Below are 12,546 nucleotides of genomic sequence, written 5' to 3' on the forward strand. Positions count from 1 at the left end.
CCGCAGTATTTAAGGCATTTCAAGCAATATCCTATCTTGACATAATTTCTTAATTTTGATAAAATTTAATCAATTTTAACGAATTTTGCATACAAAAACGCATACAATTTTTAGGGTAAAATAATATGAGAATTTACAGGCGCGGTAGTATCTATTGGTGCGAGTTCAGGCTTGACAATAAGCATTATCAATACTCTTGCAAGACAAAAGAAAAAGAAATAGCGCAAGAAGTAGCGTCGGCAATTTATGCGGATATGATACGGGACAGATTTAATATACCGGCGAAAAATAAGGCTCAACGTTTATTTGCCGAAACCTATCAGGAATATTTAAAAAATCTTAATAATTCAAAAGGGACTATTGAAAAGAAAAAATGGCATTATAAGCATTTTATTAAATTATTTAAAGATAAATACATTGCAGATATTGACGTTAAAAATTATCAATTAACAAGAAAGCTTGAAATACAGAACGAACCTAAGAATAAAGGCAAAAACGACAGTCAAATAACTTATGCTATTGTCAATAGCGAAATAATGACCTTATCTAATTTCTTTAATTTTTGTATTGAGAAAGGCTATATAGATAAGAACCCTGCATTTAAAATTAAGAAACTAAATGAACTATCCCGCATTAAAACTTTATCAAACTCCGACATCGAGAAACTCATCGCAGGCGCTACAAATAAGTTGACTAAAGATTTAATTACTTTTTTAATTTATACCGGTTGCCGCAAAGGCGAGGCTCTTAACTTAAAATGGGACGACGTGGACTTGCAGAATAACGTAATAGCTATTAAAGGAACTAAAACCAAGTATGACAGGTATATTCCGATTTCAAAACCGTTAAAAGAGCTTTTAAGGCAAGTCGGAAAAAATCAGGATGGTTTATACGTATTCGAGAGGAACGGGGCTAAATTAACCGATTTTAAGCGTTCCTTTCATACGGCGTGCCGTAATGCCGGATTAAAAGATTTAAGGATCCACGACTTGCGCCACGTATTCGCAAGCAAAATGGTAATGAACGGGACGTCTTTATTTATTACAGGCGAACTGTTAGGACATAGGACTACGCAAATGACAAAGCGGTATAGCCATTTAGTCCCGGAGACGCTTAAGAAAGCGGTTGACGATGTATTTAACAAAAAAATATTGTAATGCAAATACAAACTTGGTTAGCCGCAAATACATTCGTTATTTCAGACACGCATTTTGGGCACGCAAATATTATGCGGTCTGAACCGTTAAGAAGCGGCCTGGTTAATTCTGTTAAAACAGATGTTTCTAATTACGTTGATTTAACCGCGGCGGCTGACCGTAAATTGATAGATAATTGGAATTCCGTCGTATCTGCAGACGATAATATCTTACATTTGGGCGATGCCGTCTGGGGCGGAAAAGACAAAATAACGAAATATATAAAGGAACTTAACGGCCGGATTTATTTGATTAAAGGAAATCACGACGCCGATAATGCCGCATACAAGGAATTAGGCATTAATATTATCGAAAACATTCATTTATTTATAGACGGTTCTTACGATATAATACCCGCAAAACATAAATACGCTAACGCTATTATAACCGAAATTGACGGCAAGAGGATTATGTTTTCGCATTTTCCTGTTGTAAATGATATCGTTGAGGATATGGAGAATTTTGCCGGGATAACCAAAGAGCTTTATGAAATTTTTAAAAATTATAACTGCAATTTAAACATACACGGACACACACATTCGCAATCAATTAAAATAGCTTCGTTCTGCAAAAACGCTTCAATAGAAGCAATCGGGAATTTTAAACCGCACAAAATCGGCGAAATTATATAGCCATCTGGTGCCTGATACGTTAAAGAAGGCGGTTGACAACGTGTAGGATAAGAGCGATAAAAAAAGTTAATTTATCTAAATTTTAAACAGATGCCTTAAAAGGCAAATTATGGTGTTCTGGAGAATGGAAAATTAAGTGGCTGACTAGATTATTTATTATTCAGGGGGGGTATAATGCTGTTAAAGGTTTTACCGAGAATGTTTTTATTAAGGTAGGGGTAAGTTCTTGATGGTCCCGTTTTTCTCTTAAGTTCTTTACAAACGAATAATAATTTCCTTTCGATATCGCTCAGTCCTTCTTTTTTGGCGTTGTTAATATTAACATATAAATTTTATATTTTTCAAAAAGTTCTAGCGCTTCTTCCTGGAGCATAGGCGGTTCTCCATTATTGAATAATCTGTCATAAAGTCTTGAAATTTCTATTTTGCCTTCATCAGAATATAAAAAATTAAAATCAATCACCATAATCCCTCCAAAAAAGTTATTTACTATAGTGATAATTATATAATCTTTCAGCAAACCCGTCTATTATTTTATTTTTTCTCATTTCGATTTCCGGAATAAAATCTTCCTCGAGCATTTCTTTAAGATTTATAACCGACCGCCTTTCTAATTTCAATTTGCGCATTTCTTCCGATATCTTCTTTCCTTTCTGGATAAGATAGACCAGAAAAAATATTTCCGCCGCCGCAAAAATCAATTCCAAACTGACACGAAATTTTAAACGGTCTCCCGATTTTATTAAACAAATTAATATTTATAGATATTTTAGTTTCAATAATTTGTATCTTACAATTGCCTTAAATAAAAAGATTAATGCCTATTACTTAAATAAATACCAAATATCATACACCCTATAAAAAATATCCAAGCAATTAGCCAGTCTATAAAAGTTGTTTTACTCATTTCATGTTTATCGTCATCGTCATGTTTATCGTGAGGATATTCATAACGATCAACTGCTAAATTGAGATCATTTCGTTCATCATCTTGTTTTTTCAACATAGTTTGAAAAGCCTCATAATTGGATTTTTCTTGCTCTAAACGATCCTGTTCTTCATGATAATGTTTATGGTCTTGCTGTCTTTGTTCATATCTTTCTTGCTCTCTTTCTTGCTCTCTTTTCCAATAATCGTTTTCATCATCCATACTAACCTCTAATAAAGATTAATTTAAAAAAAGAACTACAAAGTAAAACAAAAACTAAATAAAGTATAAAACTATTAAATTACAACTAAATTCACATGCAAGTTGAGTTTATTTTCACCCGCCTCTGGAATTTGCGTATTTCGTTTTAATCGAACGCTTTTTTAATAATTAAGCCTAAATATTCTATAAAAATTCAACAAAGGTATTTATAACTTTATCTAAATCTTTTTTAAGCTCATTTTTAATCTGTTCAATCAAATTATATTTTTTGCCATCCCTTTTTGCTTATATAAATCAAATTCCCCTTTCTTATTAATTAGTATTTCAATACTTATTTTTTCAATATGAGTTTTTTAAGCCTCTTATTTCCTGCATATAACGGTCATTTTGGACACTCATATCGGTTTCTGTCGGACACTTGAAATATATCATTTGGTCTATTTCTTTTCAATAATTTTCCATCAAAATCACCCAAACCTTCCCTGTATACATAATCTTTAACTTCTTGTTTAACCTGTAACAATTCAAGCCTCTCTTTAATGCCCTCAATTTCCATTTTAATCGAACACTGATTCCGTTTCTAACCGAACTCTAAAATCAGCAATTAATGCCTTTATAATTTTTTAAAAATTCACTACTATACTAAAACTTTATTTTTCAACATTCTTTTTAATTAACTTATTTGCCTCATAAGACATCTAACGGCCTCGGTATATATTCTAAATTTTTTTCCTTTAATAATTTTATCAAATATTTTATCTTCTTCTGTTAAATATAAAGAGTAATTAGTCTTTTTGTGATTTTCGCAAACACTATCATCAGTTGCAAATCTTTTTCCGCACCATTTAAGATATCCTTCATAAAAGCCTTCCCCAAATTCTTTTTTAGCATATTCTTCAAAATTTGGATCTTGGCAATATGTATAATATTGATTTTCAAGACCGCTCTTAATGTTTTTAAGCTTATTATTTAGCATTTCAGATTTCAAATCAGAGATATCTATTTTTTTTTCACCTACTAAGCTTGCAAAAGTGTTTATAGAATCTATGGCTTTTTTGATTCCATCTTTTTTCTTTTTATTATTATATTTTTCTGGATTAAAAATATCTGAGTCTATTATTGCCACATAATGCAATCCAAGTTTCCCTATAAGTTTTATATAATTAACTAAACTGCCGATACCTTCTATGTTGACTATTTCGATATCGCCAATACTTACATCGTTATTAAATTTTCCTCTACCTTTGATTCTTTCAAAAAAATCATTGTTTCTAATTAAACGCTTGGCAAGTATTTCTTCTGAAAACCCTTCCACTAAGACGACGCCTTTCGCAAAAAATAACCGTTTTAATTCTTCGTATTTAAAAAGTTGGATTCGTTCAAGGTTTTCAGGCTTGAATCTGCTAATCTCTGTATTTGTATCTTTATTTCTAAAAATAAATATGTTGCCTTTTTTATCTTTTTTGTCTATTTCAACCAAATCCGGCGAATGAGTAATAATAAAAAATTGATTACCGTTCTTTTTATTATATCTATCTATTTCAAGCAAAAGTTTATGCTGCAATGTCGGATATAGATTTTGAGCTGGTTCATCCAGAATAATTACTTTATTATTATTTCCTGCTATTACAGCTGAAAGCGTCAGCATTTCATAATATCCGGCAGGACTGAATTCAAACGAATATTCTTCTGAATCCTGACCATCCTTAAAATATAGCTGTAATTCTAATTTATGGTCTATTATGGATACATCAACGCTATTTATATTTTGATTAATTTGTGCGTCCGTCGTCTCACTTAAACCCCAGTTCTGCGGTTTAGGCAATGGCAAAATGTTTGTACCATTTGAAAATTCTTTTATTTCAGCAACCCTTACATCAAAATTTTTACCGTTTGATAATTTTTCAAATGTTTCTTTAACTTTATTATAATCATCAAATTTATTAATTTTTAATTGCAACAAATAAGGATAAAGATTATTAGAATCGAAATTTTGCATCTCGTTTATTTCTTTTATGGACAATATGTTTTTAGAGGGGCATCTGAAATTATCCAATGTAACTATTGAATTTTCGAAAATCCACATAAATATTGTAGAAATAGAAACCCTATTCGTCCCAATAGATAAATCTAATTGACTATCTTTTATAAAAAAATTTTCCGCATATTTTATAACCTTAGATATATTATCAATTTCTCCATCTATTTTATTATCAGTTCCAAATCGGTTAAAATTTTCCAGAAGTAAAGAGTATTTTACGTCTTCGTTATACCATGCTCTAAAAAAATCATTATAATCAGTGTTTTTATTTAAATAACTTGCTATGTCATTTATATTTCCAATAATTTCTTCTTTTTTTCTATCTGATTGAATGGAACCAAAATTATTTTGATGATAATCGTAGCCGTTTTCAACATAGCCAGTAACAAGAAAATTATTAACAATATCTATGGCAATTTTTTCTATTTTAATTGATTTGTAAAATATTTTATGGCTTTTGCTAATATCATCATATTCTATTATTAATTTACCTTTATTAAATATTTCTTTCCAGAGATAGTTAAAAAATTTAGTAGTATTTTGAAAAGAAAGTATATAATTACTGGAATTAAACGGCTTCATTATGATGTTTATTTTAAAGAAAATTATGGCGGTAGCTAATGAAATCATTTCAATTTCTTCGCCGCTTAAAATTAAATCAATATCGGCTTCAATCTTTATTTGGCGGGAGTCTCTCTTAAGATAATTTTGTATATTTGCAGAATATGGAAAATTATATGGCTTTAAAATAGCCATTTTGATAAACCCCATTAATTTCGTAAAGTTAGTTTTACCGGCACCATTTGGCCCCACTACGAAATTTAAATTTTCGTTCAGGTTTACAAGTTCAATACTTTCAAAAGAAAGAAAACCGCTTGCCTTAATACTGTTAATTTTAAGTCCCGGCATAAATTTTTATTTATTAATTAATTTGACAATGGGTTAATTACAGATTAAAAAATTTATTAATATCAATATCCTCTTTGCCCTCTTCAACCAATTTAAAGCTAAAATCTTCGTTTAATTTAAGTTTAATCAATTTCAAATTAATTGATCTTATTTCTTCATTATTCATTCTATCAAAAACATTTTTTTTATATTGAGTATCCAAATTACCAAGTAAATGCTCCCCCTTGCTCTCAATTATATAAACCAGCTCTATTTGATCGTTTTTATTTTTTTTGGCGGCTATGAAATCGGGATGAATTTTGCCTTTTTTCCATCCGCTAATTGCGTACCATTTTTTATTTTCCGCAACATTGCGCACCCACCATACAACGCTTTTTTTATTATCAATCAAATTAGCAACTTTTATTTCCAGAGGATTCATTGATAATTTATCTGATTTTTCAAAAAGATTTGATTTATATGTTTCAATGCCCTCAGGATATACTTCATATTCTTCCGGCAATAAATAACCTATATCTTGGTCATCGCAAACCGCTAATATTAATTTTTTACTCTCTATCAAAGAATTAAAAATTTTTTCTTCCTGATTAAATTTTTCAAGCGATAATTTTTTAATAATTTCATGGGTAATAAATCCGCTATTAACTATTAACTTTTCCTCGTTCTTATATTCTTTGTATTCTTTAATAAAATCATTTGCTAAATCAAAAGCGACGAATGCATTATCGGTTACATCAGTTATTCTGCGGGTTAAATATGAAATTTCAAATAGTCCGCTTTCTTTCTCTTCTAAATATTTTTTCTCATATTTTTTATCTATGTCAACTAAAATTTCATAAGTGGTCGGTTTTTCATCGAGTAATGGAAAAATTTCATTTTTTAGCCATTCCCCATAGTTTACTTTACTCCAATCAATATTAGGTTTAATATCAATATGATAAGAAAACCTGCGATAGCTTTCACTATTTTTTATTATCCAAACAGGCAAATACAACGATTCTGGATATTTTTCAAGGATTTCAGGTTTAACTTTTGTTTTGATTTTTTTGGAACCTGCAGGGCCTGATTCCCTACTAATATTTTGGATTAAATCACCCAAACCTTCATTTTCAAACCCTTTTTGAATATTTTTTAACACATCCTCCGTATCGCCTTGATTAAAATAAACGTAGCTTTCATCAAGTTCTTTGATTCCGATTTTTTTAGCATACGGTTGGCGTAAAATCCTGCCGACTAACTGAGTCATTGATGATTCTGATCTTGCGTTAGGAATTATACCCAAAATATAAGCGAAAGAACAATCCCAACCCTCTTTTAAAGCTTCTTTGGTAATAATATATCTAATTTCGCTGGATTGAGATAAAAGCTTTTCCTCTCTAATTTCGTCTATTTCACTTGATTTAACGGCAATTTCATGGGCAGGCACGCCTTGTTCTATCAGATATTCACGTACATCTTCGCTATGAACTTTACCTTTTTCTCGCTGATCTTTGCCTGTCCTTTCCGCCTGTATAAGGGCAATAGGTCTAATATAGATGTTTCTGTTGCTATTAAGTTTGATTGCTTCTTCTTCTATTGAGTTCCTTTTTTTCATTATTTCATTAATCATCTCATGCCAATTTCCACTAATAGAAGGCGAGTGTAAATGTAAATCAAGCTTAATCATGCCTGCTTTTTCAAGCTGCCGACCGGTAATCTCCACAAGAACATTCATATGGTTTCGTTCTTTAGGAGTGGCCGATAGTCCGATAATCATTGAAGGATTTAAGCCATCAAGTGTCTTTTTTGCTATATCAGAGAACATAGTGTGAAATTCATCTACTATAATTAATGGATTTAATATTCTTATAGCATTTCCTAAACTTGATTTCACAATTTTATTATTGAATAGGTCATCTTGTATAAAATCCAAATTTGGAATTTTTTCAAGAAGTTTTTGGTGTTCGTCATACCTATTATCTTGAGGAAAAAAATCAATATAGCCGCCGCTATCCTGAAATACTTTCATGTTTTCTTTAGTGTTTCTGCTAGTCGATTGGAACATTAACATTAAAATCACTAAATTATCTTCGGTGTCCTGACGGCGTAAAGACTGACCTTTTTCTAAAATAATTGTCCTATTGCCGCTGCATTGATCGAGCCATTGGCGGTAAATATGATTTTTATCTTTTAACTTTTCAATTGTTTGTCTATAAATTATTTCACGGTGGACAATCCAAACGACAAGGCCGGTTCTTTTTTTGGCAAATAGATTATGGTATTCACGGATAGCTTCAATAGCCAAAAGCGTTTTTCCCCCGCCTGTTGGAATTTTTAAGCAAAAGCGGGGGTAAGATTCGCCCAGACCATTTTTAGGCCTATCGGCAAAATGAGATAAATTGAGATTATTATAAACTGCATCAACATAAGATATTGAACTTCTCAGGTTAACATCCAGTTTTTCAATTGCGCTTTTTACATTTTCGGCTTCTGTATAAAATTTTTTAAGCGCTTCTACGACATCAGTTTGGTAATCTTTTAGAATCATATTTACTTTTTCTCAAAAAGGTTATAAGGAATACTTACAAAACTAATATTAAACCTCTCCAAATACTCCTCATCTAAAAAACAAGCAGGAGCATAAACTATCTTCTTTCCATTATCTTTTTTATTGACTTCTTCCGCCCAATCAAGAGTAATAGCTAATTTTTTCAATTTCTCCGTATCTTTTTCATATATAAGATAAACCGTTTCGCTATTTATTTTACCGACAAAATAATTTTTTTCATTAATTGATTCTTCGTTATCCATTGTTTTGCCCGCTGCCAAGTAATAAACATATTTTGCAAATTCATTATAGGTTGGTAAATCGCCATTTAAAATTGAATCCGCATCAATCTTTGGTCCGAGCCTCATATAATAAAAACCAACTTCTAATTTATCTCTTTCTATTACTCGCTTTACACGTTCTCTGGTAATTTCGTGAACATATTTAAAACCTGCCTTGTACGCAGGCTTGTCTTCTTCAATTTTTTCCGGAAGTTGCACTAAAATAAATTTTCTATTTCCGCCATCTTCTTTATTTAATTCCAAAACTGCATGAGCTGTTGTGCCGGAACCAGCGAATGAGTCAAGTATGATATCATTATTCCTTAATCCACTCATAGTAAATAATCTTTTTAATAATGAAGTAGGTTTTGGATGATCAAATACTTTTAGACCATCAAAAATCTCCATTAGTTCTTTAGTTCCCATGGTAGTAGAACCAACGTTATCTAAAACACTTTGGTATTTTTTAAATCTATTTTCGTTTTCATCCGGCTCATAAATTTTTTCATATGCTTCCAATAAATTTTTATTATTAAAAGCAAAATCAATATCCCCATTTTCAATAGCTTTTATCATTTTTGATTTATCCCAACGCCAACATCCATCACTTCCATCAGGCAATCTTGGAAAAAAATCATTACCATCGGGTCCTTTTATTGGATAAAACAAATTAGGCCTATCCTCTCTTCTACTATTAGACCCCCATTTCCTTAAAAGCTGTGTTGTATAATACTTTTCCTTATTTTGGTCAAACTTCGGAAAATTTCCTCCTTCTTTTATTTGCAATCCTGCATTAAATTGACTTTTATTCTTAGCATATACTAAAATATACTCGTGTATTGTTCTGTAATAATTATCATCTTCAGCCCCACTTTTACCTTTCCAAACCAATTTGGCTATGAAATTATCCATAAAAATTTCGTCGCATATATTTCTTAAATGGTGCTCTTCATTATTATCTATACTTATAAAAATAACCCCTTCATCGTTTAAGAACTCTCTTAATAATTTTAAACGTGGAACCATCATGCAGAGCCACTTATCATGCTTAGTTAAATCATCTTTGCCAACAATTTCACCAATCCAAGCCCTTAAAAGAGGGCTATTAACTTTATCGTTATAAACCCAGTTTTCATTGCCAGTATTATACGGCGGATCGATATAGATACATTTTATTTTCCCCTGATACTTTGGCAACAAACTCTTAAGCGCAATTAAATTATCCGCTTCTATAATTAGGTTTTCATCCTCATTTTTTCCTTTGGCAGATAATTTTTTATCCTTTTCCAGTATTTGATACGGGAGTGATAAATGATGATTCCAAACAGCGTTTTTTCCTTTAAAATTTATTGTCGGCATATAATCCTTTATTTATAGGTTTAACAAAGATCTAATAATTGTTCTTGTGATTCAAATCATTAATTATATTTATTTAAAAAGCTATTATTTACAAAGTTTTAAGTTTTTCAAACAAAATATTTTTAGCTTCTTCCACCTCTCTATAGCTGTTTTTTAATCTTATCGCATTTTCTCTTAATATTCTCATGTAAGTGAGTAATTCTATCCTGTCAAAATGGGTTGGTGGTGCTTTATGATAATATTGCTCTAAAAAATATATATATTTTTTTCTATAGTCATTATTAATATCAAATAAATCCAATAATCCTTTAATCTTATTATAAGCATTTATAATTAATCTTATAAGTTCCTTATCTGTAATTTTACCTATTAAATTCGCATTATTATTATAAATTAAAAAATATTCTTCCCTTCTTATATAGAAAAGCTCTATAAAAATATTTTCGGGCAAAATGTTTTCTATTAATTTGTTCAATTCATCATCTTTAGGATTTTTTAATAACCTTTCAATTTCATTAGCAAAATATTTATCATCTTTAGAAATTGAATTTAATTTCATTATTGCGGATTTAACCATATCTAATTCCCAAAAGGATTCAATTTCATGATAGACTCCATTTAAAAACGAATTTATTAATTCCTTTCTTTGTTTTTCTTCTTTTTTAGAATCATAATGGAACGATAAAAAAGCGCCTATTAGAACAAATATGCCGCCGACCATCGCCCCAATTAATGCACTCAAAAAGCTATTCCAAAAATTACTTACTTGTTCCATTTTAAAATCCGTCTGTATTATTTTTCAAAACCTCATCATCGCTTCCAACTTCACTCCAGCGGATATAAAGCCTTTGGCTTTATAAGCATCCGCCTTCGTATCATTAAGCACATATACGAATACCGTCCCTATCGCAACACCCGTCTTTGCGATTACCCTATATCCGTAATAATTAGCCGTAGCCTTGCCGTATTGTCTTGCTTCCGCTATTATATTATTTATAACAGGTTTAATACCGTTTGGCAAGTTATTCCAACCCGCCATATTAGTATTTTTAACTTCGGCTATATTACCGGAGCAAATCTTATAATTTTCGACAGCCCAGTATCTTGGATTAGGAAAACCCTGAGCGCGCCTTATAATGCTTATAAGTTTACAACCTGAGATAGTCGTTGTTATCGGAATAGCGTTATAGATATAAGCTCCGTTCCGAGCCTATACGGTCAAATTTGAAAGGATTTTAAAGCCGAGCAGAAGCATTTTTCAGCGTTCTTGAGAGATAATCCTCTATATGCCCTTTTTTTCTTATCGCAATATCTGGGCTATATTGCATAATTGCCTTTTTGATGTCATCGGGATTAAATCCTTTTAAGATTGCATATTTGGCGGCTTTAAAATCAAGGGCGGATATATCGCTTGTGTTGCAGCTATCATAGACTTTTTTAATATATTCGTGCAGGTATTGCCCATCTTTTTTCCCGCCTGTAATAAGGCGGGGGGGGTGGCTATATTCCTTTCAGGCGGCAGTTCAATAAATCCGGCATCGATACCTGCTAAAATTTTGTCTATGTATTCTTGACCTTTTTTGCAGGTTTTACCAATACCTACGAAAAACTCTACGAACGGATATAATCCTTTTTCATTGCGATATTTAAGTTTTCTGTTAACAAAACCTGCGATCCTGAAAAAATGCCTTATATCGCTTGAATTTATATCCGCGTCATATGTTTCGGCTAATTGCCGAGATATAAAAGTTAGAATATCCATATTATCTACCGGGCTATCGGATAATTTAATAATCGCTTGAAAATTATCAGGCGAAGTCTCCAGATAATAAAGCGGTTCAAAACCGTCATTGTATAATCTTTTGACTCCCTGATTCGTAATATCATCGAGCAGGATATCAGTCGCACCCCCCGTCTGCCGGCAGAGAAAAAGAAAAATATTATATCCGGCGACATTTAGATATTTTAAATACGATAGCGATTTAGAATAAGTTTTTATCGTTTGGTCTTTTAATATCTTTACCTCGCCGGTTTCAAAGTTTTTTGCTTTGATAATAAACTTTGTTCCGAAAGGATATAGTTTTAATTGTTCGATAGATTTTTCCACGAATTTTTTACCGTTTAATTTAGCCATTTTTTTAGCGGGGGCGACCCTCTACGACAATACGACAAAATTTCCAATAACACTCACTCCCGCCTGCATTCCCAGCGGTTTCAAAAATATGACAAACCTACGACAGCTTTTTTATTTACTCACTGCAACGATAGATAATTTATGGCTTTTATTATTAAGTAATTCGGATAAATAATTTCTTGAAATCTTAAGATTATGCCGGCGCATTAGTTCCTTTGAAATTTGCCTTAAACTAAAACCCTGATTTTTCATATTCAAAATTTCAGGCTTGTATCTGGTCAAAATTTTTCTTTTCTTACTTAATCTTCTTTGCATAG

The 12,546-nt window shown here is 31.3% G+C and carries 11 protein-coding genes; 2 read left to right on the forward strand and 9 right to left on the reverse strand.

Annotated features, from left to right (window positions below; genetic code table 11):
* Positions 1–125: 125 nt before the first annotated feature.
* Together EVJ47_07925 and EVJ47_07930 are read left to right on the forward strand one after the other, a co-directional pair.
* Positions 126–1,157: a site-specific integrase gene (locus tag EVJ47_07925; GenBank protein RZD14149.1), complete on the forward strand. Its 1,032-nt coding sequence runs from the start codon at positions 126–128 to the stop codon at positions 1,155–1,157.
* Positions 1,157–1,828, forward strand: a complete 672-nt coding sequence (locus EVJ47_07930) for a hypothetical protein (protein ID RZD14150.1) — start codon at positions 1,157–1,159, stop codon at positions 1,826–1,828. The genes EVJ47_07925 and EVJ47_07930 overlap by 1 nt, the downstream gene beginning before the upstream one ends.
* A 482-nt stretch (positions 1,829–2,310) precedes the next feature.
* Here the strand turns inward: EVJ47_07930 and EVJ47_07935 are convergent, their stop codons facing one another.
* The 9 genes from EVJ47_07935 to EVJ47_07975 form a co-directional block, all read right to left on the reverse strand.
* Complete coding sequence (locus EVJ47_07935; protein ID RZD14151.1) at positions 2,311–2,535, reverse strand: hypothetical protein; 225 nt, start codon at positions 2,533–2,535, stop codon at positions 2,311–2,313.
* 107 nt (positions 2,536–2,642) lie between these two features.
* On the reverse strand, positions 2,643–2,978 hold the full coding sequence (locus tag EVJ47_07940) for a hypothetical protein (protein ID RZD14152.1): 336 nt from the start codon (positions 2,976–2,978) through the stop codon (positions 2,643–2,645).
* Between the two features lie 673 nt (positions 2,979–3,651).
* A complete protein-coding gene (locus tag EVJ47_07945) occupies positions 3,652–5,928 on the reverse strand; it encodes a hypothetical protein (protein RZD14153.1) in 2,277 nt (758 codons plus the stop codon).
* A gap of 37 nt (positions 5,929–5,965) precedes the next feature.
* Positions 5,966–8,455, reverse strand: coding sequence for a restriction endonuclease subunit R (locus EVJ47_07950; GenBank protein RZD14154.1), 2,490 nt, complete (start codon positions 8,453–8,455; stop codon positions 5,966–5,968).
* A gap of 2 nt (positions 8,456–8,457) precedes the next feature.
* A complete protein-coding gene (locus tag EVJ47_07955; GenBank protein RZD14155.1) occupies positions 8,458–10,095 on the reverse strand; it encodes a site-specific DNA-methyltransferase in 1,638 nt (545 codons plus the stop codon).
* A gap of 88 nt (positions 10,096–10,183) precedes the next feature.
* Positions 10,184–10,870 carry a hypothetical protein gene (locus EVJ47_07960; GenBank protein ID RZD14156.1) on the reverse strand — a complete coding sequence of 229 codons (687 nt, stop codon included), beginning with the start codon at positions 10,868–10,870 and terminating at the stop codon, positions 10,184–10,186.
* 24 nt (positions 10,871–10,894) lie between these two features.
* Entirely contained in the window at positions 10,895–11,134 is a 240-nt protein-coding gene (locus tag EVJ47_07965; protein RZD14157.1) for a hypothetical protein, read from the reverse strand.
* 324 nt (positions 11,135–11,458) lie between these two features.
* Positions 11,459–12,229, reverse strand: a complete 771-nt coding sequence (locus EVJ47_07970) for a hypothetical protein (GenBank protein RZD14158.1) — start codon at positions 12,227–12,229, stop codon at positions 11,459–11,461.
* 111 nt (positions 12,230–12,340) lie between these two features.
* Entirely contained in the window at positions 12,341–12,544 is a 204-nt protein-coding gene (locus EVJ47_07975; protein ID RZD14159.1) for a hypothetical protein, read from the reverse strand.
* Positions 12,545–12,546: the final 2 nt, after the last annotated feature.

The organism is Candidatus Acidulodesulfobacterium ferriphilum (assembly GCA_004195035.1).
In the GTDB taxonomy this organism is placed as follows: domain Bacteria; phylum SZUA-79; class SZUA-79; order Acidulodesulfobacterales; family Acidulodesulfobacteraceae; genus Acidulodesulfobacterium; species Acidulodesulfobacterium ferriphilum.

Bases quoted from the DNA above. Each gene is read 5' to 3' on its own strand.
- EVJ47_07950 (RZD14154.1), bottom strand. From the start codon at position 8,455: ATGATTCTAAAAGATTACCAAACTGATGTCGTAGAAGCGCTTAAAAAA.
- EVJ47_07945 (RZD14153.1), bottom strand. From the start codon at position 5,928: ATGCCGGGACTTAAAATTAACAGTATTAAGGCAAGCGGTTTTCTTTCT.
- EVJ47_07940 (RZD14152.1), bottom strand. From the start codon at position 2,978: ATGGATGATGAAAACGATTATTGGAAAAGAGAGCAAGAAAGAGAGCAA.
- EVJ47_07930 (RZD14150.1), top strand. From the start codon at position 1,157: ATGCAAATACAAACTTGGTTAGCCGCAAATACATTCGTTATTTCAGAC.
- EVJ47_07925 (RZD14149.1), top strand. From the start codon at position 126: ATGAGAATTTACAGGCGCGGTAGTATCTATTGGTGCGAGTTCAGGCTT.
- EVJ47_07965 (RZD14157.1), bottom strand. From the start codon at position 11,134: ATGGCGGGTTGGAATAACTTGCCAAACGGTATTAAACCTGTTATAAAT.
- EVJ47_07970 (RZD14158.1), bottom strand. From the start codon at position 12,229: ATGGCTAAATTAAACGGTAAAAAATTCGTGGAAAAATCTATCGAACAA.
- EVJ47_07955 (RZD14155.1), bottom strand. From the start codon at position 10,095: ATGCCGACAATAAATTTTAAAGGAAAAAACGCTGTTTGGAATCATCAT.
- EVJ47_07975 (RZD14159.1), bottom strand. From the start codon at position 12,544: ATGCAAAGAAGATTAAGTAAGAAAAGAAAAATTTTGACCAGATACAAG.
- EVJ47_07960 (RZD14156.1), bottom strand. From the start codon at position 10,870: ATGGAACAAGTAAGTAATTTTTGGAATAGCTTTTTGAGTGCATTAATT.